The organism is Stenotrophomonas sp. YJH_SMC_32, assembly GCF_059369975.1.
Map to the genome: position 1 here is coordinate 77,880 of NZ_JCAFTE010000010.1, position 26,808 is coordinate 104,687.

Annotated in this window: 27 protein-coding genes; 8 read left to right on the forward strand and 19 right to left on the reverse strand. The window is 67.1% G+C overall.

All coding sequences use genetic code 11. The features are described from left to right. Positions 1-17: 17 nt before the first annotated feature. The 9 genes from AC5P7S_RS13325 to AC5P7S_RS13365 form a co-directional block, all read right to left on the reverse strand. A complete protein-coding gene (locus AC5P7S_RS13325; protein ID WP_049433620.1) occupies positions 18-509 on the reverse strand; it encodes a dihydrofolate reductase in 492 nt (163 codons plus the stop codon). 5 nt (positions 510-514) lie between these two features. Then, positions 515-1,309: a thymidylate synthase gene (locus AC5P7S_RS13330; RefSeq protein WP_005415342.1), complete on the reverse strand. Its 795-nt coding sequence runs from the start codon at positions 1,307-1,309 to the stop codon at positions 515-517. Beyond that, positions 1,306-2,193: a prolipoprotein diacylglyceryl transferase gene (gene lgt, locus AC5P7S_RS13335; RefSeq protein WP_005415341.1), complete on the reverse strand. Its 888-nt coding sequence runs from the start codon at positions 2,191-2,193 to the stop codon at positions 1,306-1,308. The genes AC5P7S_RS13330 and lgt overlap by 4 nt, the downstream gene beginning before the upstream one ends. 51 nt (positions 2,194-2,244) lie before the next feature. Then, positions 2,245-2,739 carry a TPM domain-containing protein gene (locus tag AC5P7S_RS13340; RefSeq protein ID WP_095379361.1) on the reverse strand — a complete coding sequence of 165 codons (495 nt, stop codon included), beginning with the start codon at positions 2,737-2,739 and terminating at the stop codon, positions 2,245-2,247. Next, complete coding sequence (locus tag AC5P7S_RS13345; protein ID WP_005415339.1) at positions 2,739-3,626, reverse strand: TPM domain-containing protein; 888 nt, start codon at positions 3,624-3,626, stop codon at positions 2,739-2,741. Before AC5P7S_RS13345 ends, AC5P7S_RS13340 begins: the two co-directional genes overlap by 1 nt. 3 nt (positions 3,627-3,629) lie before the next feature. Next, positions 3,630-4,250, reverse strand: a complete 621-nt coding sequence (locus AC5P7S_RS13350) for a LemA family protein (RefSeq protein WP_005415338.1) — start codon at positions 4,248-4,250, stop codon at positions 3,630-3,632. 566 nt (positions 4,251-4,816) lie between these two features. After that, on the reverse strand, positions 4,817-5,977 hold the full coding sequence (locus tag AC5P7S_RS13355) for an MFS transporter (protein WP_005415337.1): 1,161 nt from the start codon (positions 5,975-5,977) through the stop codon (positions 4,817-4,819). A 229-nt stretch (positions 5,978-6,206) separates the two neighbouring features. Beyond that, positions 6,207-6,956, reverse strand: coding sequence for a TerC family protein (locus tag AC5P7S_RS13360; protein WP_005415336.1), 750 nt, complete (start codon positions 6,954-6,956; stop codon positions 6,207-6,209). Positions 6,957-6,989: 33 nt separating this feature from the next. Further along, entirely contained in the window at positions 6,990-7,385 is a 396-nt protein-coding gene (locus AC5P7S_RS13365) for a diacylglycerol kinase (protein WP_005415335.1), read from the reverse strand. A 211-nt stretch (positions 7,386-7,596) separates the two neighbouring features. Here AC5P7S_RS13365 and AC5P7S_RS13370 point away from each other — a divergent pair, with 211 nt between their 5' ends. Then, positions 7,597-8,298, forward strand: coding sequence for an SGNH/GDSL hydrolase family protein (locus AC5P7S_RS13370; protein ID WP_032953953.1), 702 nt, complete (start codon positions 7,597-7,599; stop codon positions 8,296-8,298). Between the two features lie 231 nt (positions 8,299-8,529). On the opposite strand, the gene AC5P7S_RS13375 is transcribed toward AC5P7S_RS13370, so the two are convergent. From AC5P7S_RS13375 to AC5P7S_RS13385, 3 genes are all read right to left on the reverse strand, one after another. Continuing rightward, positions 8,530-9,801: a sensor histidine kinase gene (locus AC5P7S_RS13375; RefSeq protein WP_005415333.1), complete on the reverse strand. Its 1,272-nt coding sequence runs from the start codon at positions 9,799-9,801 to the stop codon at positions 8,530-8,532. A 153-nt stretch (positions 9,802-9,954) separates the two neighbouring features. Continuing rightward, positions 9,955-10,668, reverse strand: a complete 714-nt coding sequence (locus AC5P7S_RS13380; RefSeq protein WP_002811889.1) for a response regulator transcription factor — start codon at positions 10,666-10,668, stop codon at positions 9,955-9,957. Between the two features lie 87 nt (positions 10,669-10,755). Continuing rightward, a complete protein-coding gene (locus tag AC5P7S_RS13385) occupies positions 10,756-11,400 on the reverse strand; it encodes an arylesterase (RefSeq protein WP_053500077.1) in 645 nt (214 codons plus the stop codon). Positions 11,401-11,475: 75 nt separating this feature from the next. Here AC5P7S_RS13385 and AC5P7S_RS13390 point away from each other — a divergent pair, with 75 nt between their 5' ends. Together AC5P7S_RS13390 and AC5P7S_RS13395 are read left to right on the forward strand one after the other, a co-directional pair. Continuing rightward, the gene (locus tag AC5P7S_RS13390; protein ID WP_005415330.1) at positions 11,476-12,123 is read left to right on the forward strand and encodes an ABC transporter ATP-binding protein; all 648 of its coding nucleotides are present in this window, start codon (positions 11,476-11,478) and stop codon (positions 12,121-12,123) included. Beyond that, positions 12,120-14,636 (forward strand): ABC transporter permease, encoded by a 2,517-nt coding sequence (locus AC5P7S_RS13395; protein WP_095379335.1) that lies wholly within the window; start codon positions 12,120-12,122, stop codon positions 14,634-14,636. Before AC5P7S_RS13390 ends, AC5P7S_RS13395 begins: the two co-directional genes overlap by 4 nt. 78 nt (positions 14,637-14,714) lie before the next feature. On the opposite strand, the gene AC5P7S_RS13400 is transcribed toward AC5P7S_RS13395, so the two are convergent. From AC5P7S_RS13400 to AC5P7S_RS13430, 7 genes are all read right to left on the reverse strand, one after another. Then, positions 14,715-15,131 carry a hypothetical protein gene (locus AC5P7S_RS13400; protein WP_141239400.1) on the reverse strand — a complete coding sequence of 139 codons (417 nt, stop codon included), beginning with the start codon at positions 15,129-15,131 and terminating at the stop codon, positions 14,715-14,717. After that, positions 15,125-15,655 (reverse strand): hypothetical protein, encoded by a 531-nt coding sequence (locus tag AC5P7S_RS13405; protein WP_021203454.1) that lies wholly within the window; start codon positions 15,653-15,655, stop codon positions 15,125-15,127. Before AC5P7S_RS13405 ends, AC5P7S_RS13400 begins: the two co-directional genes overlap by 7 nt. Before the next feature lie 274 nt (positions 15,656-15,929). Further along, complete coding sequence (locus AC5P7S_RS13410) at positions 15,930-16,859, reverse strand: DUF6607 family protein (protein WP_005415326.1); 930 nt, start codon at positions 16,857-16,859, stop codon at positions 15,930-15,932. 72 nt (positions 16,860-16,931) lie between these two features. Further along, positions 16,932-17,531, reverse strand: a complete 600-nt coding sequence (locus AC5P7S_RS13415; RefSeq protein ID WP_065178741.1) for a ChuX/HutX family heme-like substrate-binding protein — start codon at positions 17,529-17,531, stop codon at positions 16,932-16,934. Between the two features lie 4 nt (positions 17,532-17,535). Beyond that, positions 17,536-19,728: a TonB-dependent hemoglobin/transferrin/lactoferrin family receptor gene (locus tag AC5P7S_RS13420; RefSeq protein ID WP_277948695.1), complete on the reverse strand. Its 2,193-nt coding sequence runs from the start codon at positions 19,726-19,728 to the stop codon at positions 17,536-17,538. A gap of 153 nt (positions 19,729-19,881) precedes the next feature. Beyond that, entirely contained in the window at positions 19,882-20,076 is a 195-nt protein-coding gene (hemP, locus tag AC5P7S_RS13425) for a hemin uptake protein HemP (protein ID WP_005412278.1), read from the reverse strand. Between the two features lie 288 nt (positions 20,077-20,364). After that, the gene (locus AC5P7S_RS13430) at positions 20,365-21,336 is read right to left on the reverse strand and encodes an aldo/keto reductase (protein WP_095379341.1); all 972 of its coding nucleotides are present in this window, start codon (positions 21,334-21,336) and stop codon (positions 20,365-20,367) included. A 193-nt stretch (positions 21,337-21,529) separates the two neighbouring features. Here AC5P7S_RS13430 and AC5P7S_RS13435 point away from each other — a divergent pair, with 193 nt between their 5' ends. The 5 genes from AC5P7S_RS13435 (at position 21,530) to AC5P7S_RS13455 (ending at position 26,432) form a co-directional block, all read left to right on the forward strand. Beyond that, positions 21,530-22,828 (forward strand): NupC/NupG family nucleoside CNT transporter, encoded by a 1,299-nt coding sequence (locus AC5P7S_RS13435; protein ID WP_095379333.1) that lies wholly within the window; start codon positions 21,530-21,532, stop codon positions 22,826-22,828. 25 nt (positions 22,829-22,853) lie between these two features. Then, a complete protein-coding gene (locus AC5P7S_RS13440) occupies positions 22,854-23,819 on the forward strand; it encodes a ribokinase (protein ID WP_005415321.1) in 966 nt (321 codons plus the stop codon). Between the two features lie 149 nt (positions 23,820-23,968). Beyond that, positions 23,969-24,400: a hypothetical protein gene (locus AC5P7S_RS13445; RefSeq protein ID WP_095379330.1), complete on the forward strand. Its 432-nt coding sequence runs from the start codon at positions 23,969-23,971 to the stop codon at positions 24,398-24,400. Between the two features lie 146 nt (positions 24,401-24,546). Next, positions 24,547-25,542 carry a tRNA dihydrouridine synthase DusB gene (dusB, locus tag AC5P7S_RS13450; protein WP_095379339.1) on the forward strand — a complete coding sequence of 332 codons (996 nt, stop codon included), beginning with the start codon at positions 24,547-24,549 and terminating at the stop codon, positions 25,540-25,542. Positions 25,543-25,604: 62 nt separating this feature from the next. Further along, positions 25,605-26,432, forward strand: a complete 828-nt coding sequence (locus AC5P7S_RS13455) for a class I SAM-dependent methyltransferase (protein WP_005415318.1) — start codon at positions 25,605-25,607, stop codon at positions 26,430-26,432. The last annotated feature ends 376 nt before the right edge of the window (positions 26,433-26,808 follow it).

The window sequence follows — 26,808 nt, forward strand, 5'->3', positions numbered from 1 at the left end:
TCTACAGAAAACCATCCTCAGCGGCGCACGTAATGCACGAAGCGGAACGCATAGGCGTGGCGGTCATCGGCCGGATGCGGCTCGCTGCTCACTTCCCGCCAGTCCTGCACGGCCACCTCGGGGAAATGGGTGTCGGCGGGGACTTCGGCATCGACCCAGGTCAGGTACAGGTCGCTGGCCTGGTCCAGCAGCTGGTGGAAGATCTCGCCGCCGCCGATGATGCACAGCTCGCTGGCGCCCTCGCCTTCGGCAATCGCCTTCGCCTCGTCCAGCGACGCCACCGCGCGCATGCCCGCGAACGGCCCCTGGCCGCTGCGGGTCAGCACCAGGTTGGTGCGCCCCGGCAGTACGCGGCCGATCGACTCGGCCGTCTTGCGCCCCATCAGGATCGGCTTGCCCAGGGTGAGCGCCTTGAAGTGCTTGAAATCATCCGGCAGGTGCCAGGGCATGGCATTGCCCTGGCCGATGCCACGGTTGCGGTCCAGCGCCACGATCATCGAGAGCTTCATGGCACTCACACCGCCACCGGCGCCTTGATCGCCGGGTGCGGGTCATAGCCGTCGATGCGGATGTCGTCGAACCGGAAGCCGAACAGGTCGCTCACCTCCGGGTTCAACCACAGCTTCGGCAGCGCGCGCGGTTCACGCGAAAGCTGCTCGCGCGCCTGCTCGAAATGGTTCGAATACAGGTGCGCGTCGCCCAGCGTATGCACGAAGTCGCCCACGCCCAGGCCCGTGGCCTGCGCCACCATGTGGGTCAGCAGCGCATAGCTGGCGATGTTGAACGGCACGCCGAGGAAGATGTCGCCGCTGCGCTGGTACAGCTGGCAGCTGAGCTTGCCGTCCACCACGTAGAACTGGAACAGATTGTGGCACGGCATCAGCGCCATCTGCGAAAGCTCGCCCACGTTCCAGGCGCTGACCACCAGCCGGCGCGAATCGGGGTTGCGCTTGATCTCGTCCACCAGCCACTGCATCTGGTCGATCTCGCGGCCATCGGCGGTGGCCCAGCTGCGCCACTGCTTGCCGTAGACCGGGCCGAGGTCGCCGTTCTCGTCGGCCCACTCGTCCCAGATGCGTACCTGGTTGTCCTTCAGGTAGCCGATGTTGGTATCGCCCTTCAGGAACCACAGCAGCTCGTGGATGATCGAGCGCAGGTGCAGCTTCTTGGTGGTGACCAGCGGGAAACCTTCATTGAGGTCGAAGCGCATCTGCCAGCCGAACACGCTGCGGGTGCCGGTGCCGGTGCGGTCGCTCTTCTCCGCGCCATGTTCCAGCACATGCGCGAGCAGATCCAGGTAGGCCTTCATGCCTTGCCCTCCGCAGCCATCACCGGTTGCGGCTGCAGCACCGGCGCGCGGCGCGACATCGCCAGCAGCACCAGGCCGAAGGCGATGAGCGGCAGGCTGAGGATCTGGCCACGGGTCAGCCAGTCGAAGGCCACATAGACGCCGTTGTCGGGCATGCGTACGAATTCGACGGCGAAGCGGAACAGGCCGTACATCAGCGCGAACAGGCCGCCGACCAGGTAACGGTGGCGCGGCTTGGCCGACACCGTCCACAGCACCACGAACATCACCAGGCCTTCCAGGAACGCTTCATACAGCTGCGAGGGATGGCGGGCGAACTGGTTCAGCGCGCCGGTGGCGAACTGCGCCTGCAGGGTCGCATGGTCCAACTGGTTCAGCGGCGCCGGCAGGCCCGACGGGAACACCACGCCCCACGTGCCGTCGGTGTACTTGCCCCACAGCTCGGCGCCGATGAAGTTGCCGATGCGACCAAAACCCAGGCCCAGCGGTACCAGCGGCGCCATGAAATCCATGGTGTCGAAGAAGTGCAGCGCGTGCTTGCGCGACCACCACCAGCAGGCACCCAGCACGCCCAGCAGGCCGCCATGGAAACTCATGCCGCCGTCCCACACCTTGAACAGCAGCAGCGGGTTGTGCAGGAAATCGCCCAGCGCGTAGAACAGCATGTAGCCGATGCGGCCGCCCAGCACCACGCCGAGCATGGCGTAGAACAACAGGTCGGAGAAGCCGTTGGCATCGACGCCCGGCAGGCGCCCGGCGGCGATGCGCGTGCGGCCCAGCAGCCAGGCCGCAGTGAAGCCGAGCAGGTACATGATGCCGTACCAGTGCACCTTGATCGGCCCCAGCGAGAGGGCGATGGGGTCGATGTCGTGGAAATAGATCATGGAAGGTGCCTTGCGGTTGAACGCCTATTCTCGGGCCAGTGCCGCCCCGGCTCAACCAAGGAGCTGGGGCGAGTTCGGCAACGCGTCATCGTTCGACCGGGTCGAGGCCGGAAAGTGCCCTTCGATCAGGCTGGAGACCTCGTCGATGGCATCCTGCAGCGCTTCCACCGGGTTGGAACCACGCAGGCCCTCGCGCAGATGGGTGCAGACCCGCTGCCACTGCGCCGGGCTGACCCGGCCATGCAGGCCGCGGTCGGCGACGATCTCGATGGCATGGTCGGCCAGCAGCAGGTAGATCAGCACGCCGTTGTTGTGGGCGGTGTCCCAGGTGCGCAGGCGTGCGAAGGCATGCTCGGCGGCCTGCCTCGGGGTGACCTTGTGCCACAACGCGGCCAGCGGCAGATCGGCCTCCACCGCGAACATCACCTGACCGCCGTGGCGCTGCTCACCGGAAGCGATGGCCTCGGTGATCGCCTGCAGCGTGGCTGGCGGGAACGCGCGCCGTACCGACGGCGAACATACATGGCGGAACAGACGTTGGATCATCACCAGCCTCCCGAAGCGCCACCGCCACCGGAACGGCCACCGCCGCCGCCCCAGCCGCCTCCGCCGCCGAATCCACCACCACCGCCGAAGCCGCCTCCCCCGCCCCAGCTGCCACCGCCCCAGCCACCACCGCCGGCAAAGCGCCCCGGATGGCCGGACAGCATCGCCACGATCAGGCCAACCACGCCGGCCAGGCCACTGGCCAGCAGGGTGGAGGTGAACAGGAACGCCGCCACGGCTGCGCCAGCGCCGCCGAGCAGGCCACGCAGCGGGCGCGGCACGCGCGCGAACACGCCGCGCAGGATGCTGCCGGCGAACACACCGATGAACAGCGCCAGAAACCAGGCATCGCCGCCGCCACCCGGCTCGCGCCCACGATGGCCACTGACCGGTGCCGGCAGCGTTTCGCCATCGATCAGCTTGACCAGCACGGCGGTGGCATCGGTGATGCCCCCGGCGTAGTCGCCGGCGCGGAAACGCGGCACCAGGTATTCCTGGATGACCCGGTTGGCGATGGCATCGGGAATCGCGCCTTCCAGGCCGTAACCCGGCTCGATCCGCACGCGCCGGTCGTCCTTGGCCACCACCAGCAGCACGCCGTCATCGACGCCCTTGCGGCCGATCTGCCACTGATCGAAGACCCGCGTGGTGTACTGCGCGATGTCCTCCGGCTGGGTGGTGGGTACCACCAGCACCTGCAGCTGGCTGCCCTTGCGCTGTTGCAGGTCCAGCGCCTGCTGCACCAGTGCCTGCTTCTGCGCAGCCTCCAGCGTGCCGGTGGTGTCGACCACCGGCGAATCCAGCGCCGGAATCGGCGCCAACTGCTGGGCCTGCGCCGCCAGCGGCAGCCACAGCAGCAGGGCCAGCAGCGCAGTGGCCAGGCGCATCGGTCAGTGGCCCGGCTGCGGTGCCGGCTGCTGCTGCGGCGCGTTGCCGAAATCCACCGCCGGTGCGTTGGAGATCTGCGCTTCGTTGTCAACGGTGAAGTTCGGCTTGGTCTTGTAGCCGAAGATCTTGGCGGTGATCACCTGCGGGAACGAGCGGATGTAGGTGTTGTAGTCCTGCACCTGCTGGATGTAGCGGCCGCGGGCAACGGTGATGCGGTTCTCGGTGCCTTCCAGCTGGGCCTGCAGGTCGCGGAAGTTCTGGTCGGACTTCAGCACCGGATAGTTCTCGGTCACCACCAGCAGCCGCGACAGCGCGCTGCCGAGTTCACCCTGGGCCTGCTGGAACTGCTTGAGCGAGGCTTCGTCATCGGCGTTGACGTTGATCTGGCCGACACGCGAGCGGGCGTTGGTGACTTCGGTCAGCACGCGCTCTTCCTGGCTGGCGAAACCTTTGACGGTCTGCACCAGGTTGGGCACCAGGTCGGCGCGGCGCTTGTACTGGTTGAGCACTTCGGACCAGCTGGCCTTGACCGCCTCATCCTTCTGCTGGATGGCGTTGTAACCGCAGCCGGACAACAGGGAGGCCAGCAGCATCAGGGGCAGGACACGGGTGAACAGGCGCATGGCGGAGGTTCCGGGTGGGCTTGGCGCCGAGCATGCCATGGTTCGGGTGAAAGACCGGCCATCGGGCGCCGCCCCCTCCGCGGTGTGGTCCAGCCAGCTCGGGGATGGGCCGGGAGGGTGGGTCGGCTGGGGGCCGCTGCAAGTACGTCCATGTAAGCTCGGTCGCCGCATCCATGCGGCTCACGCCCCCAGCCGACCCACCCTCCCGGCCATGGACAGTTTTCTGCGCACCGCGGGAAGATCAAAAGAAAAATCAAAGGCAAAAGCCGACCCTTCAGACATTCCTGGTGTCTGCCATCCACGCATGGCGTGGATCTACCGTGTCGACCAAGATCGACACCTACCAACAGCAGCGCAGAACGCGTTCCGACAGATCGCGGAAGACTGTCGAAGGCGGGGTGGGTCCGGTGGCGGGGATGTCCGCGGCATGGATGCCGCGGCCAAGCCCCCAGGGAAGGGTTTACGGCGTCCCCCGCCACCGGACCCGCCCCGCCATCCCTCAGTAGCCCAGCTTTTGACGTTGCCTCTGCGGGTGCAGGGCGCAGCCCTGCCGGAACCCCTCACCCTCAGCAGGCTTCAGCCACCGCAGTGCGCGGACGCCCCAGCCATGCCAGCAGCAGGCCCGACGCGGCCAGCAGGCCACCGGCCACCGGAATCGCGGCGTAGCCCAGTCCCGAGCTGATCACCGCCCCCCCCAGCGCAGCACCTACCGCATTGCCCAGGTTGAATGCACCCACGTTGATCGACGACGCCAGGCCCGGCGCCTCGCTGGCCACCTGCATCACCCGGATCTGCAGCGGCGGCACGAGGGCGAAGGTCGCCGCACCGAACAGCAGTACACCCAGCGCCGCGGTGGCGTGGCTCATGAAGGCCAGCGGCAGCACGAACATCAGCACCGCCAGGACGGCCAGCAGGATCCGTGTGGCGCCATCGAGCGACCAGTCAGCCATGCGTCCACCGATGCCGTTGCCGAAGGTGAAGCCGATGCCGATCAGGGCCAGCGACATTGCGATGAAGGCATTGGAGGCGCCGGTCAATTCGGTCAGCACCGGTGCGACGTAGGTATAGAGGGTGAACATCGCACCCGCACCAAGCACGGTGGTGGCCATCGCCAGCAGCACCTGCGGCTGCAGGATCGCCTTCAGTTCGCGGCGCACGTCCGGGCGCGGCCCCGGTGCAGATGCCGGCAGCGCGAAACCCAGCGCAGTGATCGCAACCAGGCCCAGCACTGCGGTACCGGCGAAGGACAGGCGCCAGCCCAGCTGCTGCCCCACCCAGGTCGCCAACGGCACGCCGCCGATGTTGGCGATGGTCAGGCCCATGAACATGGTGGCCACGGCAGCGGCCTGCTTTTCCTTCGGCACCAGGCTCGCAGCGACCACCGCACCGATGCCGAAGAAGGCACCGTGGTTGAGGCTGGTGACCAGGCGCGACAGCAGCAGCATCCCGTAGTTCGGCGCCAGCGCAGACAACAGATTGCCGGCGACGAAGATCGACATCAGCAGCATCAGCGCGGTGCGCTTGCCAAAACGCCCCATCAGCAGGGTCATCACCGGCGCGCCCAGCATCACGCCCACGGCATAGGCGGTGATCAGCATGCCCGCAGTGGGGATGCCAACGCCGACGCCGTCGGCGATGACCGGCAACAGGCCCATCGGGGCAAACTCGGTGGTTCCGATGGCGAAGGCGCCAACGGCAAGCGCCAGCAAGGCGGCTCTGGAATTCATGGGGGGGGGTCCTGGGGGCGGGAATCGGGAGTGCGTAGCCTGCGCGCTTTGCTGCGCCGGATTAAGCCTCGCCCCGGGAAAACACTGTTGATCCTGGTTCACAAGTGGAAGCCGGAACGCAGCCACAAGTGCAAAAACCACAATGCCGTTGCAGAACCGACCTCGCCCCCACAACGCAGAACCCCCGGAATGCCGGGGGTTCTGAGGGACTCACACGCCAGTGGCGCGCTTACCAGTTGCCGGCGCCCGGCACGTTGTGCTCGCGGGCGCGGCGGCGCATCAGCAGGTTCAGCCACTCCACCAGCACCGAGAAGCCCATCGCGGCGTAGATGTAGGGCTTGGGCACGTGCACGTCCAGGCCGTCCAGGATCAGCACCGCGCCGATCATCAGGATGAAGGCGAGCGCCAGCATCTTCACGGTCGGGTTGGCATCGATGAAGCGGCCCAGCGGGTTGGCGGCCAGCAGCATCACCATCACCGACAGCAGGATCGCGGCGACCATCACCGGAATGTGGTCGGCGATGCCGACGGCGGTGATCACCGAGTCCAGCGAAAACACGATGTCGATCACCGCGATCTGCGCGATCACGTAGCCGAACACGGCCGAGGCCTTGGTGGTGCTGGGATCTTCATCCTCGCCACCGCTGATCAGTTCCTTGATCTCCATGCAGCCCTTGATGATCAGGAACAGGCCGCCAACGATCAGCACCAGGTCGCGGATGGAGATGCCCATGCCGGCCACGGTGAACAGGTTTGCCGCCATGTGCGCCAGGTAGGCCAGCGATACCAGCAGGCCGATGCGGGTAATGCAGGCCACCGCGATGCCGAGCTTGCGGGCGAACGGGCGGCGCTCTTCCGGCAGCTTGCTGACAGCAATGGAAATGAACACCAGGTTGTCGATGCCGAGCACGATTTCCAGCGCGCTGAGCGTGAACAGGGTCACCCAGGCATTGGGGTCGGCGAGGAACTCAAAGGACATGGAAACTCTTCAAGGCAGTGGGGGAATGGGGTTTCAGCCGTAGTTGCCGGCCAGCGCGTGCGGAACCACGACCAGCGCCCAGCACAGCAACACGTTCATCATCAGCACGAACACCGCCGCCGAGCCCATGTCCTTGGCGCGGCCGGCCAGCTCGTGAATCTCACTGCCGTAGCGTTCGATCACCGCTTCGATGGCCGAGTTGGCCAGCTCCATCGCCAGCACCAGCAGCATCGAGCCGATCAGCAGCGCGCGTTCGACCGGCGTCTGGCCCAGCCAGATCGCAATCGGCGTCAGCAGGATCAGCAGGTAGACCTCAAGCCGGAACGAGGACTCGTGCAGCCAGGCAGCGCGCAGGCCCTGCCAGGACCAGCGGGCGGCCTGGAAGATGCGGCGCGGGCCGCGCGGCAGGTGGCCGAACTGATCAGCCACGGGTGGAACATCCAGCAACGGGGGCGCGGCGCAGCGACCGCTCAGACGCACGGCAGGGAATCATGGGTGCACAGGAATAGGCAGATGGCGGCCATTTTGCCACAAGGCCGCCAACCGCAGCCCGCGCCGGCCCGCTGAACGGCCTGCCAGGGGCAAGCAACGGCCCGGGCATGCTCCTATGATGGATGCCCCTTGCCTGCTGGAGCGCCTGATGTCCCGTCGCCGTACCTGCCTGTTGATGCTGGGCCTGCTGACTGCCGCACCGCTGGCCCAGGCGCTGAGCCCGGCCGAGTCGCCCCGGGTGCCAGAACAGGTCTCCAACGTGGCCTGGGCCGGCGACATGGCCCGCTTCGCCAGCGCCGACCAGTCCACCCCGCCGCCGCGCGGTGGTATCGAGTTCATCGGCAGCTCCTCGATCCGCTTCTGGGAGAGCCTGGCCACCGACTTCCCTGGCCAGCCAGTGTTCAACCGCGGCTTCGGCGGCTCGGAAGTGCGCGACAGCACCTGGTACGCCGACCGCATCGTGGTGCCGTATGCGCCATGCAAAGTGTTCTTCTACGCGGGCGACAACGACCTTAACAGTGGCCGCAGCGCCGTGCAGGTGCGCGACGACGTGGTTGCCTTCGTGCAGCGCGTGCACCGCGACCTGCCGAAGACCAAGGTGGAGTACCTGTCGATCAAGCCGAGCCCGTCGCGCGCGCACCTGCTGCCGGCGATCAACGAGGCCAACACGCTGATCAAGGCCGCGCTGGCCAAGCTGCCCAACACCGGTTTCACCGACATCTACACGCCGATGCTCGGCGCCAACGGCCAGCCGGATGCGACGCTGTTCCGCGAGGACATGCTGCACATGACCCCGGCCGGCTATGCGATCTGGACCAGGGCGCTGGCGCCGAAGGTCAACTGCAACTGAGCAACCCCATCCACGCATGGCGTGGATCTACTGCGGATCGCGGGAAACTGTCGAAGGCGGGGCGGTGTGGGTTTGCAGGACCGTTGGCGCCATGGATGGCGCCATCGAGCCCCCATGGACGGGTTTACGGCGTGTCCTGCAAACCCACACCGCCCCGCCATTCCACGGAATGCCCGCTTCTGATGTTGATGTTGCCTCGGCGGGTGCCGGGCGCAGCCCGGCAAAATCCCTCTACCGGAAGATCACCGTGGCCTCGGTGCCCTTGCCCGGCTCGCTGGCCAGGCTGACCTTCCAGCCGAAGCGGTCGCACAGCCGGCGCACGATCGACAGGCCCAGGCCGGTGCCCTGCGGACGGCTCGGCTCGGCGCGGTAGAACGGTTCAAACGCGCGCGACAGCGCCTCGGCGGACATGCCGATGCCGGTATCGCGCACCACCACCCGGTCATTGAGCACGTGCACGTCGATACGCCCTTCGTCGGTGTAGCTGCAGGCATTGCGCACCAGGTTGCTGACCACCACCTGCAGCACCCGCGGCGGTGCGTGCAGCTGTACCGGGCCTTCGCCGTGCAGGTGCACCGATACGGGCCGGTTGCCCAGCAGCTCGTTGGCGTTGTCCACCTCGTAGCGGACGATGTCGTTGACGTCGAACAGCTCGATCTGCGGTTCGACATCGGCCTCGCGGGCCAGGATCAGGAACGCATCGATCACCGCCTCCATGTCACGGCCTGCACGCTGGATGCGCTGCAGGCTGCGGCGCAGGCGCGGCTGCAGGGTTTCATCGCCAAGGGCCATGTCGCTGGCCACGCGGATGACGGTCAACGGCGTGCGCAGCTCATGGCTGGCATCACGGGTGAAGTTGCGCTCGCGCGCCACGTGCGCGCTGACCCGGTTGGCCAGCGAATGCAGTGCGGCCGCCAGCTGGCGGGTCTCGCCCTGCATGTCCGCCGGCAGCTTGTTCGGCTCCAGATCGGCCGCTTCGGGGTGGCCCGGGTCCCAGCGCGAGACGCGCCGCGCCAGCCAGTTCACCGGCGACACCAGTCGCTTCGAGGCACGGTAGGTGACCCAGCTGGCGCCATACACCGCCAACAGGGTCAGCAGCACCGGCACGATGCCGAACCAGAACGCCAGCATCTCCGCGCGCGAGCGCAGGAACACCAGGTACAGGCGACCGGCAGGGCGCACGTCGACCAGCACCAGCTGGTCGTCCTGGGGCAGCTCGTGGAAGCCAGGCTCCAGGGTGCGCAGGTTGGCCGGCAATGACAGTGCCGACTGCCCGCTTTCCAGCAGGTAGCCGCGGATGTTGTGGGTGTTGGGCGGCGGCTGCACCGGCGACGCCTCGTGCAGCGTCCAGTAATAGGCCGCTTCCTCGCGCAGGGCGGCGCCGACCAGACTGTGCTTGATCACCAGCGAGACCAGCCAGGCACCGAGCAGGATGCCCAGGCTGGCCAGGACTGCCTGCAGGATGAAGGCGATACGGATCTTGCGCGGCAGGCCGTGCGGCATTGCGGGGTCCCGGTCAGAGCGCTGCGATTATAGGCAGCGCGCTGCGCCGTAGTCGTGCACGGACGCTGACCGGCGGCAGCGCCGGCCGGTCATCCGTGCCCGGTGCGGGGTCGTTGCCCGGCCGGGCCTGATGCTGCACAGGCCGGGCCCCGATCAGGCCATCGGCTGGGCAATATCGGCAATGCGATAGCCGGCGCTCTGCACGGTGTGCAGCAGCGGACGGTCGAACGGCTTGTCGATGATCTTGCGCAGGTTGTACAGATGGCTGCGCAGGGTGTCCGAATCCGGCAGGCCATTGCCCCAGATCTCGCGTTCGATCTCCTGGCGGGTGACCACGCGCGGCGATTCGCGCATCAGGATGGTCAGCAGGCGCAGGCCGATCGGCGACAGCTGCAGCTCGGTACCGGCACGGGTAGCCCGCATGCTGACCGGATCGAGCACCAGGTCGGCGACCTTCAGCACCTCCGAACCGACCTGGCGGCGTTCGCGACGGATCAGCGCGCGCAGGCGGGCTTCCAGCTCCTGGATCGCGAACGGCTTGGTCAGGTAGTCATCGGCACCGAACCCGAGGCCGGTGAGCTTGTCGTCCAGCGTGTCGCGTGCCGTGAGCATCAGCACCGGCGTGGACTTGCGCGCATCGTTGCGCAGGCGACGGCACACTTCGATGCCATCCAGGCGCGGCAACATGAGATCGAGCACCACGACGTCATAGCTGTTCTCCGCCGCGAGGCGGTAGCCATCCAGGCCGTCCTGTGCATAGTCGACTTCGAAGCCGCGACCTTCCAGGTATTCCCCGATCATCTCGGAGATGTTGCGGTTGTCTTCGACCACCAGCACCAAGCCGGAGGTCTCCTTCGTCTGACGCATGTGATTCCCTCTAACTTCAGCTTTGTGAAACATGCCGGATCGACGGTGGACGCGATGTGAAGTTCCGTCAAGAGGTACACAAACGGTTCAGAGCAGCGGCCTGAGCAGCGGCCAGACGTTGTCCAGCACCTTCGGCTGCGCCTGCGCCGTGGGGTGCAGGCCGTCGCCCTGCATCATGCCCGGCTGCAGGGCCACGCCCTCCAGCAGGAACGGCAGCAGCGGCACCTTGTACTGCGTGGCCAGCGCCTTGTAGGCCGCGGCCAGGCGCTGGCGGTAGGCCGGTCCGTAGTTGGGCGGCACGTCGATGCCCAGCAGCAGCACCTTGGCACCGGCCTTCTGGCTGGCCTGCACCATTTTTTCCAGGTTGCCCTGCACCTGCGCCGGGGTCAGCCCGCGCAGCGCGTCATTGCCGCCCAGCGCGATCACCACCACGGTCGGCTTCTCCCTGGCCAGCAGGCCCGGCAGGCGGGTCAGCGCGCCGGCGGTGGTTTCCCCGCTCATGCTGGCGTTGACGATGCGCGCCGGGGTTTTCGACTGCTGCCTGACCCGCTGTTGCAGCAAGCTGACCCAGCCGGCGTCGGCAGGGATATTGTGGGCGGCACTGAGGCTGTCGCCGAGCACCAGTACGGTGCCAGCCGGACCTTTGGCACAGGCCAGCCCCGGCAACAGCAGGAACCCTAGCAGCAGCACCATCATCGCGCCGGCTCGCCGGCTCCATCCCGTCTTGCGCATTGGAGTCTCCTCATCGACAGCCTGTCCCCCCGCAGCGCGCCCGTCGCCATCGCCGTCGACCAGGTCGGCAAATCCGTGCAGGGCCCGGAGGGTGAAGTCCACATACTGGACAACATCACCCTGACCGTCCATGAAGGCACCAGCGCGGCCATCGTCGGCGCCTCCGGTTCGGGCAAGACCACCCTGCTCGGCCTGCTGGCCGGGCTGGACCTGCCCAGTCGGGGCCGCATTGCGCTGTCGGGCCAGGACCTGGGCGACCTCGATGAAGAAGCGCGGGCCCAGCTGCGCGCGCGCGAGGTTGGCTTCGTGTTCCAGAGCTTCCACCTGCTGCCGGCGCTGACCGCCGCCGAGAACGTCGCGTTGCCACTGGAACTCGCCGGGCGCGAGGATCGCACGCGGGTCGATGAAGTGCTGGCGCAGGTCGGCCTCTCCCATCGCGCCCGCCACTACCCGCGCCAGCTGTCCGGTGGCGAGCAGCAGCGCGTGGCACTGGCGCGTGCCTTCGTCACCCGGCCGCGCATCCTGTTCGCCGACGAACCGACGGGATCGCTGGACCATGCCACCGGCCAGCACGTCAGCGATCTGCTGTTCGAACTCAACGCCGGCAGCGGCACTACCCTGGTACTGGTCACCCACGACATGCGCCTGGCGCAGCGTTGCCAGTACATCCATCGTATCGACGACGGCCGCCTGCTGCCGGTTGAGCGCGGAGCCCAGGCATGAACCTGCTGCGGCACGCGTGGCGCGCGCTGCGTCGCGAGGCGCTGGCCGGCGACCTGCTCACCGTGTTCGCCGCACTGGTGCTGGGCGTGGCGGTGATGACCGCGGTGGGCACGCTGGTGAACCGGGTCAACCTGGCGCTGACCGGCAGCGCGGCGGAAATGCTCGGTGGCGATCTCGGCATCGCCGGGCGTGATGACCCGCCGCAGGCATTCGCCGACGAGGCACAACGGCGTGGACTGGCCTACACCCGCATCGCCAGCTTCGGCAGCGTGCTGTTCCATGGCGAGGCCAGCCAGATGGCGAGCATCAAGGCGGTGCAGGCGGGCTATCCACTGCGCGGCACGCTGCGGGTACGGGCCACGCCCGGCGGTACGTTGATCACCGATGCCGGCATGCCGCCCAAGGGCCAGGCCTATGCCGACCCACGCCTGCTGCAGGGGCTCGGGCTGAAGGCCGGCGATGATCTCGAGTTCGGCGCCGGCACGCTGCGCATCGCCGGCATCATCGAGGCCGAGCCGGACACCGGTGGCGACCTGCTGACGCTGTCCCCCACCCTGCTGGTCAACCGCGCCGATGTGGAAGGCACGGGACTGCTTGGCCCCGGCAGCCGCATCAACTACCGGCTGATGTTTGCAGGACCGCCCGGGCTGGTCGCGTCCCTGCGTGAGTGGCTGCTGCCACAGGTGAAGGGCCTGCGCCTGCTGAGCGTGGATGACACCCAGCGCGGCGTGCGCCAGGCCTTCGATCTGGCCGGGCGCTTCCTCGGCCTGAGCGCGCTGCTGGCGGTGCTGCTGGCGGGCGTGGCCACCGCATTGGCGGCCAACCGCTTCGCGCTGCGCCGCATCGACCAGGTGGCGATCCTGCGCTGCCTGGGTGCGCGCCAGCGCGACATCCTGCTTGGCCTGGCACTGCAGCTGCTGATGCTGGCGGTGCCGGCCTGTGCGCTCGGCATCGGCCTGGGCATGGCCGCGCAGGAAGGCCTGGTGCAGGTACTGGGCAGCCTGGTGCCGCAGCGCCTGCCGCTGCCGGAAGCGATGCCGGCACTGACCGGCGCGGGCATTGGCCTGTTGCTGCTGTTCGGCTTCGGCCTGCCGCCGCTGCTGCGCCTGCGCGGGGTACCGCCGATGCGCGTGCTCAACCGTTCCTTCGCCGCCCTGCCGCCGGCGTCGTTGCTGGCCTATGTGGCGGCGCTGGCGGCCAGCCTGCTGCTGGCGGTGCAGGTCACCGGCGATGTGAAACTGGCGCTGTGGGTGCTCGGCGGCCTGGCCGCGCTGGCGCTGGCGGCCGGTGCGGTCGGCTTCGTGCTGCTGCAGCTGCTGCGCGGCCTGCAGCACCGCCTGCATGGCCACTGGCGGCTGGGCCTGGCCGCGCTGACCCGGCGCCGGATGCTGGCGGTAATGCAGCTGGTCGGGCTGTCGCTGTCGCTGTGCGCGCTGCTGTTGCTGGCCGTGACCGGCCCCGGCCTGCTGCAGCAATGGCGCGAGCGCCTGCCGGCGGACACGCCCAACTACTTCCTGATCAACATCCAGCCCGAACAGCGCGACAGCGTGCTGACCACGCTGCGTGGACTGGGCGCCGGTGACGCCAGCATCGAACCGATGGCCACCGGCCGCCTGATCGCGATCAATGGCAAGCCACCGCAGCGCGTGGACCGCGAGCCCGGTCAGGACGGACAAGCGGCACAAGGCGAAGGTCAGCGCGATGACGACGACGAGAACCGGCCGTTGAACTTCAGCTGGCGCAGCACCTTCCCCCCCGCCAACACGCTGGTCAACGGCACCTTCTGGAAGAACGACAGCACGGCGCCGGAGGCATCAGTGGAGATCGGCTGGGCCAAGCGTTACGGCCTGTACCCGGGCGACCGCATCACCATTGCAGTGGGCGAGCAGGAACGCGAGTTCACCGTCACCAGCGTGCGCAAGGCGGACTGGAACACCTTCCGGCCGAACTTCTTCGTGTTGCTGAACCCGAATGCGGTGGGCGAAACCCCGCACAACCTGCTGTCGGCCTTCCATCTGCCGGCCGGCAAGGCGGCGGGCCTGGGCGAACTGGTGCGCGCGCAGCCGAACCTGTCGCTGCTGGACGTGGATGCGGTGATTTCGCAGGTGCGCGATGTGATGGAGCGCGTGGCGCAGGCGGTGCAGCTGGTGATGGTGTTCAGCCTACTGGCCGGCGTGCTGGTGCTGCTGGCCGCGCTGCAGGCCACCGCCGGCGAGCGCCGCTACGACAGCGCGGTACTACGCACGCTAGGTGCGACCCGGCGCCAGTTGCGTGGCGCGGTACTGGTGGAGTTCGGCGCGCTGGGCACGCTGGCGGCGATGCTGGCGGTGGGGGCGGCCGCTGCGATCGGCGTGGCGGTCTCGCAGAAGGTGTTCGAGCTGCCATTGCTGCCGCCGTGGCCGGGGCTGCTGATTGGCGGCGTAGTCGGCATCGGCTTGAGCCTGCTGGCGGGCTGGTGGGGCACGCGGGCGATCCTGCATACGCCGCCGGCATTGGCGTTGCGCGAGGCCTGAGGCGACCGTGACACGCTGCGGGTGGGGCCGGCTGTACGCTGCGCGCCCCACCTAAGCGCATCCACACATGGCGTGGGTCTACTGACGAGTGGCCGGGATGACGGACGCCTGTTGCTGCGCCCAGGCCACGGTCGCGCTCATCGCGCGCTGCACGCCCAGAAGCGTTATGAACAGGCAGAGCTCGTCCTTCTCCTCATTATCCCCTACCCGCTTACGGACTTCGCTGTATTCAGGCGGGCTGTCGAAAATGACGACCCGGATGATGTTGCCGCTGGGCAGGTGCTTGGCGGAGAAGATCGGGTTGGCACCGCGATCCTTAGTGCCATCGACGAAGAACGTGTTGTAGTGCGGGCTGCGGAAGTCTTCAATGCGCAGGCTTGCCGCGTTGATTCCCGTCATGAAGTGGTCGTGGATATGCTGTTCAAGACGATCGTAGACCTGCGGATCAGACAGATAGGTATCGAACATCTGGCGTTCTGGAACGACCATCAGCAAGCCTCATTTCCATGCATTGGAATCGCAAAGACACGAACAACTTCGTAACCGGGAGGGCCATCAGTGCGGCTTTCGCAGAAGCGAAAACCCGCGAGCAGGCCAGCATCTTCGACAACGGAGCGCACGGCGTCGATTTCCGTCGAGGTGTTGCTGCCACTTTCGTGCCAGCGCCGGGCTCCAAATGCGACCCCCTCCGAACCTGGATAGTAGAAAACGTTGGGGAGCAGCACGCCCTCTTCCGCATACAGCTCGAAATCCGTGAAGCTCAATGCCAGAAACATCTTCGCTCCGGCTGGATCGCGTGCGCTGCCGGCAATACGAACGGTCGCCAGAACATGCATGCAGAGACTGAACAGATAAGCCGATGTCCATCGAGGCCCAAGACGCGCGAGCAGCCCGTCTATCCGCTGGGTTCGCGAAACAAGTGCGGCTTCCTCGAAGTCATCGATTTCGAGAAAGAAGCTGTCGATATCATCGCAGGCTTCGCCGGACAACATTTGACTGCACAAGGCGGAAAGCTTCATCTGCGACGACGTTCAATGACTGCGTGGGCGGCCACCCTACCCCATGCGCAGAAGCCGGAAAGCGGACTCGGACAAAATCCAGCGAAATGCGTCATGTTTATGCGCACAAGGCACCAATCCGTTCGGCGACGCGCGCAGACACCGAATCGCATCACCACCGAAAGCGTGCCGAGCAAGCTCGGCACCTACCAAGAGCACATGGACGGCCCGACAGAGCCACGCCGTGAGTGGATGCGGTTGTGGAGTCGAGCACAGCTCGACTCCACACGTGGCCTCAGTTCGGCGCCTTTTCCACGTACTTGGCGAAGACCTCGTCGATCTGCGCGTCCTTCACCTGTTTGCCGGACTGGATCTCTTCGGCCTGGGTGAACAGCGGGATGATCATCGCCATGCCATCGAGCTTGGTCTTCAGGTGCACGCCCGGGGCCTGGCCGAGGAAGCCGTCCCAGCGCTGGCGCACTTTGGCCCAGTAGCCGGCGGTGGCCTTCCAGTAGGCGCGGGCCGGGGTGAAGTCGACCTCGGTTGTCTTGACGTAGTCGTTGAAGCCGAACTCGCGGGCGATCTCCACCTGGCTGCCGTCGGCGTTGCGCTGCACCTTGGTGTTGAACTGCTCGTGGGTCCAGCCATTGGGCGTGAGCGTGTGGCGGTTGACCACGGCCAGCGCGTTGTAGTCGCTGCGCTTTGTGTATTCACGACGCGGCAGCGGGCGCCAGCTCAGGTCGCTGGTCCAGCTCGGCACATTGTTGGTGTACGTCCATTTGCCGGTGCCACAGTAGCGCGGTGCATCGCTCACTTCATACACGCACTGGGTCCAGGCGCCCTGGTTCACCGCTGCGGGTATGCGGCGTACCTGCCAGGTCTGGTCGGCGCTGAACTCGAAACGGCTGGGCGCTTCGTAGACCCAGTCCTGGCGCCAGTGCTTGGTGATGTGGCCGCTCTTCTCATCGAGCAACAGGTGCTGCAGCACGATGCGCTGCGGGGTGTCCTCGACCACGATGACCACTTCGCTGCCGCCGCTGCGCATCGCCGGCGCACGCTCGTAGCCGGGCTTGAGCAGCACGGTCTCGTCGAACGCGAAGTCGACGGTGTACTCGCCCTGCATGGCGAGGATGCTGTCGTGGTCGCGGGCGATGTCGGAGGGCTGCGCGCTGGCCACGCCGCTGGCAGCGAGCAACAGCATGACGCTGGCTGTCTGGAACTTCATCGGGTCTTCCTTCGGGGTTGCAGGTTCGTTGAGAGGCCTTCCAGGGCCGGCGGGCGTTCCATCAGGAAAGGATCACAGGCGGATCAGCGGCAGGTCGCCGGGAATACGGGGTGTCGGCCGGCGCGCGGCGTCGGCGCAGCAGCAATCGTCGATCGCCAGCTCGCCTTCGGCACCTTCCAACCGAGCGATGCGACGCGCGGTGGCCGCGCCCAGCGAGGACAGGGTCGACAGGCTGGCTGCCAGCGTGCGGCCCTCGTCCGCGGCATGCAGGCGCAGCGTGCACAGGCGCCAGCGCTGGCCACCAAGATGGCCGGCCAGGCGCCGCCACAGGCGTTCGCCGACACTGCCATCTCTGTCGTGCTCCGGGCCCGGCGGCAGCGCCGCGACCAGCCGGTCCCAGGCCAGGAAATCGCTGTCGGGCAGCAGGTACAGGCGCCACACGCAGCGGCCGCGGGTATCAAGGAAACACAGGCTTTCGCGTATGCCCTCGCTGTCCACGCCCTGGCAGGCGTGCACGCGCACCGCCTGGCGCCAGCCACCCAGCTCGTTGCCGTCGGCGTGGTACAGGCACAACACGGTGCCGAGCGTGGCCAGCTGTGCCGGGGTCGGCCAGGCCGCGCTGCCCTGCACGGCGATAGCGTCATTCCTGCGTGCGGACAAGGCGCGGCTCATGAGGTCACCAGGAAACGGCAAGGCTGGCGGAAAGGGTGCGGCCCGGGCTGGTGTAGCGATCCAGCACGCGGCTGGTCGCAGACAGCGTCGAACCCACGTTGGACCAATCGATGTAGCGCTTGTCGCCCAGGTTGAACACGCCGACGTTGAAGGTCGCGCCCGGGGCGAAGTTCCAGTGCGCCATCAGGTCGGCCACGCCGTAGCCGGCCGGGCGGTACACCGTCGCTGCAGTGACGCGGTCCTTGCGCTTGACGAAGGTACCGGCCAGTTCGACGCCCCAGGCGTCGGTGTCGTACATCAGGCCGACGGTGCCGCGCAGCGGGTCGACCGAATCCAGCGGAGTGTCCTCGGTCTTGTTGTCGCCGCGCGACCAGGCCACCGAGCTGCGCAGCGCCCAGCCCTGCAGCGCCGGGTTGATCTGGCCGAAGTCAACGCCAGCCTTCAGTTCGGCACCGTAGATGCGCGCATCGGCGATGTTGCGCGACTGGAACACCATCAGGCCCTGGGCGTTGGTGCCGACCAGCGACTGCGACTCGATGAAATCCTTGTACTCGTTGTAGTAGCCGCTGACGCTGACGTAGGCGGCCGGTGACAGGAAGCGCAGGCCCAGCTCCATGCCATCACTGGTTTCCGGCTTCAGGTCCGGATTGGGGATGGCGGTGTAACCGAAGGCGAAGTTGGTGAAGCCCAGGTTGACGTCGTTGTACGGCGGCGAGCGGAAACCATGCGAGTAGCCGGCGAACAGCGACCATTCGTCGGTGAAGCGATAGACCACGCCCAGCTTCGGCGAGACGCTGGTCTTGGTCAGCCTGGCCACCGCAACGCCGGGATTGTCGTCGGCGAAGATGCTGTCCACTTCCGGCTTCAGCTCGTAGCGATCCACGCGCACGCCCGGCACCAGCGACAGCTTGCCGCCGGCCATGCGCATTTCGTCCTGCGCGTACAGGCCCAGCTCGGTGGTCTTGCTGATCGGGAAATCGCGTACCGGGAAGGCGTCGGGCAGGATGGTGGTGCTGGTCTGGCCATTGGCCAGAACCTGATAGCCGTCGCGCTTCTGGCGGATCTCGGTACGCGCACCTTCGAAGCCGTAGGTCAGCGCGTGTTCGACACTGCCGGTGCTGAACGCCTTGTTGAATTGTGCCTGCAGGCCGTACACGCGCTGGTCGAAGTTGAACTCGCGGTGGCGGCGGCTGCGGTTGGCGCGGTCTTCGTCGGTGATCTGGTTGGTCTCGCTGTGCTGGGTATACAGCTGCCAATGCAGGTTGTCGGCGAAGCCCTTGTCCAGCGCATCCATTTCATGGGCGAACGACACGCGGGTGCGGTTCTGCGTGTCGCGCGCCTTCATGCCGGTGGTGGTGGTGCGGTCGATCGAGGACAGCACGTTGGTATCGGTGTTGTCTTCGTTGCCTTCCACGGTCAGGCGGAAGCGCTGGTCCTCGCTCGGTGCATAGACCAGCTTGGCCAGGCCACTGCGACCGTCGCGGTCCTGCGGGTTGGGCGCGGTACGAGTGTTGTCGAGGCTGCGAACATCGCCCTTGTTACCGGTTTCCTGGCCCTGGCGATGGTTGATGTTGACCATGCCGCTCCAGTGTTCGCCGCCGAACGCGCTGGTCACGCCGCCGAGCAGGCCCTTCCACTCACCGTCGTAGCCGAACTTCAGGCCGACGTAGCTGTCCTTGCCATCCTTCAGGTAATCGGCCGGATCCTTGGTGACGAAGGCCACCACACCCCCGAGCGCGTCGGAACCGTACAGCGAGCTGGCCGGGCCGCGCACGATCTCCACGCGCTTGAGCGTGTCCAGATCGGTGAAGTTGCGGTTGGCGTTGGAGAACGAGCCGATGTTGAAGCTGGTGGGCATGGCGATGCCATCGGTCTGCACGCGCACGCGGTTGCCGTCCAGGCCACGGATGCGGATGCTGCCAAGGCCGAAGCGCGCGGCGCTGCGGCTGACCGACAGGCCCGGCTCGTAGCGCAGCAGATCCTTGATGTCCTGCACCAGGTGCCGGTCCATCTGCTCGCGGTCGATGACATCCACGGTGGCCGCCACGTCACTCACTGCCCGCTCGGTGCGGGTGGCGGTGACCTGCACGCGGTCGAAGTCGCGCGCATCAGGCGCGGCGGTGGCCGCGGCAGCAGCATGGGCGGACAGCGGCAGGGCCATCCAGACGGCGAGGCAAAGGGCGGTAGGGCGGGTCATCGGGTTCGTTCGGTCAGGCAGGGGAACCCCCGGTTACCGGCACACCCGGGAGGTGCACGCGGTAGACCGAGGGGGAGAGAGCAGGCGCGGACGGGTCGCCCACCCTGCCGGCGCTGCCGGCAGGAGGGAGGGAGGCGGGCGACCAGGCCGCGATTACTTGGTCAGGATCAGCTTGTCGTTGCTGGTGTGCCGCAGGCGGTAGAAGCGGTCGCCGTGCTGGATCAGGATTTCACGACGGCCCTTGAGCAGGGCTTCGCTGTCGATGACCTCTTCCGGCGGAACGACACGGACCGGACGATCGCGGAGGGTCAGCGTTTCGGGGCGCAGCAGTACAGGTTGAGCATTCATGAGCATCTGGACTCGTGCGAGGGACAAGTCAAATGATAATGATTCTCAGTTGACAATCAACAACCATTCTCAATTTGATTGATGGGATTAATGATCGAATTCGAAAATTCGATAGCCACCATCAATCAAAAGACGGGCACAGCGCTTTTGTAGAGTCGAGCCATGCTCGACTGCTCCTGGCACCGTCGCCTGGAAACGCACGCGCTGCGCGCGGAGTCGAGCATGGCTCGACTCTACAAAGACCTGGTCAATCTGAAGTCCAGCATGGCTCGACTCCGCAAAGGGCTGTCAGGCGAAGGCGGCCTCGACCTGCGCCCAGCCAGCCGCATCGACCTGCTCCAGCACCTCCAGCGCCTGCAGATTCTGCAGCAGCTGGCTGACCCGGCTGGCGCCGAGAATCACGCTGGAGACGTTCGGGTTGCGCAGGCACCAAGCAATCGCCAGCGTGGCCGGGGCGTGGCCCAGCTCACGCGCCGCTTCGCTGAAGCGGCGCACCTGGGCCAGGCGGGCCTCGGAGTCGTCACCCAGCACCAGCGCCTGCAGCCATTCCATGCCCTCGCGGCCCAGCCGCGCATCGGCCGGAATGCGCTGGTGGTACTTGCCGGTCAGCAGGCCCGAGGCCAGCGGCGAGAAGATGGTGGTGCCCAGGCCGGCACCGGCATACAGCGGCGCATACTCGACCTCGACGCGTTCGCGGTGCAGCAGGTTGTACTGCGGCTGCTCCATCGACGGGCCCTGCAGGTTGCGTGCTTCGGCAATGTCCAGCGCCTGCTGGATCTGCACCGCCGACCACTCCGAGGTCCCCCAGTAGAGGATCTTGCCCTGCCGCACCAGGGTATCCATGGCATGCACGGTCTCGGCGATCGGCGCGTCCGGATCCGGGCGATGGCAGTAATAAAGGTCCAGGTAGTCCACCCGCAGGCGCTTGAGCGCGGCATGGCAGGCGTCGGTCACATGCTTGCGCGACAGGCCGCGCTGGGTCGGCCGTGGGTCCTTGGCGCTGCCGAAGAACACCTTGCTGGAGACGCAGATGCCATCGCGCGGCAGGCGCAGGTCGGCGATCACATCGCCCATCACCTGTTCGGCGCGGCCGTTGGCATAGCCCTCGGCGTTGTCGAAGAAGTTGACGCCGTGGTCCCAGGCGGCAGCCACCAGGTTGCGGGCCTCGTCGCGCGGGATCTGGTCACCGAAGGTCACCCAGGCGCCGAAGGACAGGGCGGAAATCGGCAGGCCGGTGGAGCCCAGGCGACGGTATAGCATGCGAATCTCCTGCTGCGGGCCCGCATCCGGGCCGGGATCGAGCCCCATTCTACCTGCCGCCGCCGGCCGCAAGCCCTTGCCGTTGCTGGCCTGATCGGTACCGATGGGCGCGCGCACGCTGCTTTTTCTTGCCCCGGCCCCTGCCCTGCACTAGGCTTCCCGTTTTTCGCGACGCCCCAGGGGAGTCACTCACATGGTCGAAGGTTTGGGCAGGATCGGCTTCGGCCTGTTCGGGTTGGCGGTGCTGATCGGCATCACCTGGCTGTTTTCCAACAACAAGCGTGCGGTTGACTGGAAGCTGGTTGCCACCGGTATCACCCTGCAGATCGCCTTCGCGGCGCTGGTGATCCTGGTGCCGGGCGGGCGCGACGTGTTCGATGCGCTGGGCAAGGGCTTCGTCAAGGTCCTGAGCTTCGTCAACGAGGGTTCGGGCTTCATCTTCGGCTCGTTGATGGACACCAAGAACTACGGCTTCATCTTCGCCTTCCAGGTGCTGCCGACCATCATCTTCTTCTCGGCGCTGATGGGGGTCATGTACCACCTCAACGTCATGCAGGCGATCGTGCGCGTGATGGCCTGGTCGATCACCAAGGTGATGCGCGTGTCCGGCGCGGAAACCACCAGCGTCTGCGCCAGCGTCTTCATCGGCCAGACCGAGGCGCCGCTGACCGTGCGCCCGTACATCGCCAGGATGACCCAGTCCGAGCTGCTGACCATGATGATCGGCGGCATGGCGCACATCGCCGGCGGCGTGCTGGCGGCCTACGTGGGCATGCTCGGCGGTGGCGACCCGGTGCAGCAGGCCTTCTACGCCAAGCACCTGCTGGCGGCGAGCATCATGGCCGCACCGGCCACCCTGGTCGTGGCCAAGCTGCTGATTCCGGAAACCGGCACCCCGCTGACCCGCGGCACGGTGAAGATGGAAGTGGAGAAGACCTCCAGCAACATCATCGACGCGGCCGCTGCCGGTGCCGGTGACGGCCTGAAGCTGGCGCTGAACATCGGCGCGATGCTGCTGGCCTTCATCGCCCTGATCGCGCTGCTGAATGCACCGCTCACCTGGTTCGGCGAAGTGACCGGCCTGGCCGCTGCCATCGGCAAGCCGACCAACCTGTCGACCATCTTCGGTTACGTGCTGGCCCCGATTGCCTGGGTGATCGGTACCCCGTGGGCTGATGCCACCACCGTCGGTTCGCTGATCGGCCAGAAGGTCGTGATCAACGAGTTCGTGGCCTACACCGAGCTGTCGCAGATCGTGAACGGCCAGGTGGCGGGCGTGAGCCTGTCCGACGAAGGCCGCCTGATCGCCACCTACGCGCTGTGCGGCTTTGCCAACTTCAGCTCGATCGCGATCCAGATCGGCGGCATCGGCGGCCTGGCGCCGGAACGTCGCCACGATCTGGCCAAGTTCGGCCTGCGCGCGGTGTTGGGCGGTACCATTGCCACCTTCATGACGGCGACCATCGCCGGCGTGCTGACGCACTTCAGTTGAACCCCTGGTTGAGAAAAGATTTCCTATGAGCAGCAGTGTCGTTGTCGTCGGTTCCTTCAATGTCGATCACGTGTGGCGGTGCGAGTCGCTGCCGGCACCGGGTGCGACCATTGCCGGCCGCTACAGCACCGGCCCGGGAGGCAAGGGCTTCAACCAGGCCGTGGCCGCCTGCCGCGCCGGCGCCGAGACGCACTTCGTGTGCGCGCTGGGCGATGACGCCGGCGGCGCCACCGCACGCGAACTGGCCGCGCAGGATGGCTTCGGCCTGATTGCCGAAGCCAGCAGCGAGCCAACCGGCACTGCGGGCATCTACGTGGACGCGCGTGGCCGCAACACCATCGTGATCGGCCCGGGCGCCAACGCCGCGCTCAGCACCGACTTCCTGCAACAGCAGCAGGCATTGCTCACCAGCGCCAAGGTGGTGCTGGTGCAGCTGGAATCGCCGGTGCAGACCATTGAAGCGGCGCTGGCCACGGCCCGCGAGGCCGGTGTCACCACCGTGCTCAACACCGCACCGGCCGACGCGCCCTCGACCATCGGCCTGCTCAAGCTGGCCGATGTGATCACCCCGAACGAGACCGAGTTCGCCGCGCTGCTCGGCCGCCATGTCGGTGAGCGCGTGGATGCCAACGATGTCGCCGCGCTGGATGGCGCCAGCCTGCATGCGCTCTGCCGCAAGCTGGTCGGCAACGGTACCGTGGTGGTGACCCTGGGTTCGGTGGGCGTGTTCGTCTCGCATGCCGACGAGAACCTGCGCGGCGATACCCAGCCGTACTACCGCGTCGGCGCCGAGCAGGTGCAGGCCATCGACACCACCGGTGCCGGTGATGCCTTCAACGGTGCGCTGGCCGCGTCGCTGGCGCAGGTGGCCGACGCCCCGTTCGCCCGCCACGTGCGCTTTGCCAACCAGTTCGCCGGTCGCTCGACCGAGAAGGAAGGCGCTGCAGCGGCAATGCCACGCTTCACCCCGGCCGACGCCGAAGCCAAGTAATTCCACGCCACGCGTGGATGACAAGGCCCGGGTGCACAGGCACCTGGGCCTTTCTTTTGCCCATTGCCCAGCCCCTGCGACCGCCTGTCACATTGCCCACATCCTGCCCCTCGCTCACGATCCGCGCAGCTTCCTTGCACGGGCAGGACATGGACGGATTCCCCTGGTTGCTGGTCGCGGCCGCAGGCAGTGCCGCTGCGGCGCTGCTGCATATCGGCTGCATCGCCTTCGGCGCCGCGTGGTACAGATACTTCGGTGCCGGCCAGCGCGTGGTCGGGCTCGCGCATGCGGGGCACTGGTGGCCACCGTTGATGACCGCCGGCATCACGGCCGTGCTGGTGGCCTGGACCCTGTACGCACTGGCCGCCGCGGGCTGGCATTCGCCGCTGCCGGCCAGCCGCCTGGTCCTGCCCGCCATCGCTGCCTTGCTGCTGCTGCGCGCCGCGACGGGCTTCGGCCTGGCACTGTTCCGGCCGGGGTACAACGGCCGGCGCTTCTGGGTGGTCAGTTCGCTGGCCTGCCTGGGCCTGGGGCTGGCCTTCGCCCTGGGTACCCGCCAGGCCTGGCAGAGCCTGGGTTAGCCGCCACCATCGCCCGCCCCTGGGGGCAGCGGAAGCAACCGTCAAGCATCTGCTGATGCCGGTACGGCATGAGGTCGGTGCCGATCGGCCTGAACCGGACCGTACCCGACACGGCCGTACCGCCGCCCGCGCCCTACAATGGGCGCATGCAGATCGGCCCGTACACCATCGCCCCCAACGTCGTGCTGGCGCCCATGGCCGGCGTCACCGACAAGCCCTTCCGCCTGCTGTGCAAACGGCTGGGCGCGGGCCTGGCCGCCTCGGAAATGACCATCAGCGACCCGCGCTTCTGGAACACGCGCAAGTCGATCCACCGCATGGACCATGAGGGCGAACCGGCACCGATCAGCGTGCAGATCGCCGGTACCGAGCCGCAGCAGCTGGCCGAGGCGGCGCGCTACAACGTCGACCACGGCGCGCAGATCATCGACATCAACATGGGCTGCCCGGCCAAGAAGGTGTGCAACGCCTGGGCCGGCTCGGCGCTGATGCGCGACGAGCAGTTGGTGGCGCGCATCCTCGAAGCCGTGGTCAACGCGGTGGACGTGCCGGTCACGCTGAAGATCCGCACCGGTTGGGACTGTGACCACCGCAATGGCCCACTGATCGCGCGCATCGCCGAGGACAGCGGTATCGCTGCACTGGCCGTGCACGGCCGCACCCGCGACCAGCATTACACCGGCCAGGCCGAGTACGCCACCATCGGTGAGATCAAGGCCGCACTGCGCATTCCGGTGATCGCCAACGGCGATATCGATTCGCCGCAGAAGGCTGCCCACGTTTTGAAGGAAACCGGCGTGGACGCGGTGATGATCGGCCGTTCCGCACAGGGCCGGCCGTGGATCTTCCGCGAAGTGGCGCATTACCTGGCCACCGGGCAGGAACTGCCGCCACCGTCGCTGGCCGAAGTGCGCGACATCCTGCTTGGCCACCTGCACGCACTGCATGCCTTCTATGGCGAACCGCAGGGCGTGCGCATCGCGCGCAAGCACCTGGGCTGGTATGCCAAGGACCGGCCGGAGAATGCCGCTTTCCGCGCGGTGGTCAACCGCGCGGAGGATCCGCAGAGCCAGATCGCGCTGACCACCGAGTACTTCGACCGCTTGATTGCCGGGGAACCGGCGCTGTCTTCGGCGGCCTGACCGCCCTGCCGCGTCGCAACGTCGAGCCTGCTCGACCGAATTGAACTCCGAGAGCCCGCCCCATGACCCCGCCGATTTCCTCCCCGACCTACCTGCACGGGTTTTCCGGCACCGAACAGCAGCGCCTGATGACCCAGGCGCGCCTGCTGGAATCGAGCATCTTCGGCCAGATCGACTACAGCGGTGCACGGCGCCTGCTGGAAGTCGGCAGCGGCGTGGGTGCGCAGACCGAGATCCTGCTGCGCCGCTTCCCCGAGCTGCACGTGACCGGCGTGGACCTGAGCGAGACCCAGCTGGCCACCGCGCGCGAGAACCTGGCGCGCACCCCGTGGTGCAGCGACCGTTACACCCTGCAGCAGGCCGATGCCGGCGAACTGCCGTTCGAGGCGCGCAGCTTCGATTCGGCCTTCCTGTGCTGGGTGCTGGAACACGTTCCGTCACCGGCACGCGTGTTGAGTGAAGTGCGCCGCGTGCTGGCGCCGGGTTCACCGGTCTACATCACCGAGGTGATGAATGCCTCGTTCCTGCTTGACCCGTACTCGCCGCACATCTGGCGCTACTGGATGGCCTTCAACGACTTCCAGTACGACCACGGTGGCGACCCGTTCGTCGGCGCCAAGCTGGGCAACCTGCTGCTGGCCGGCGGCTTCCGCGACGTGCATACCGAGATCAAGACCATCCACCTGGACAACCGCGAGCCTGCCCGTCGCAAGACCATGATCGCGTTCTGGGAGCAGCTGCTGCTGTCGGCGGCCGACCAGCTGCTGCAGGCCGGCTCGGTGGACGAGGAAACCGTGGAAGGCATGCGCCGCGAGTTCCGCCTGGTGCAGAACGACCCGAATGCGGTGTTCTTCTACTCGTTCGTGCAGGGCCGCGCGACGGTGTATTGAGCCGACGCGGCACCAATGCTCCCGTATCCACGCATGGCGTGGATCTACTCAACGACGCCGGCTGCGGGCGCTGATCGACGCAGTAGAGCCACGCCACGCGTGGCTGCCAGCGCCGATGTCCCTTCATCCACGCAGGGCGTGGATCTACTCAACGGCACTGGCTGCGGGCGCTGATCGACGCAGTAGAGCCACGCCATGCGTGGCTGCCAGCGCCGATGTCCCTTCATCCACGCAGGGCGTGGATCTACTCAACGGCACCGGCTGCGGGCGCTGATCGACGCAGTAGAGCCACGCCATGCGTGGCTGCCACCGCCGATGTCCCTTCATCCACGCATGACGTGGATCTACTCAACGGCACCGGCTGCGGGCGCTGATC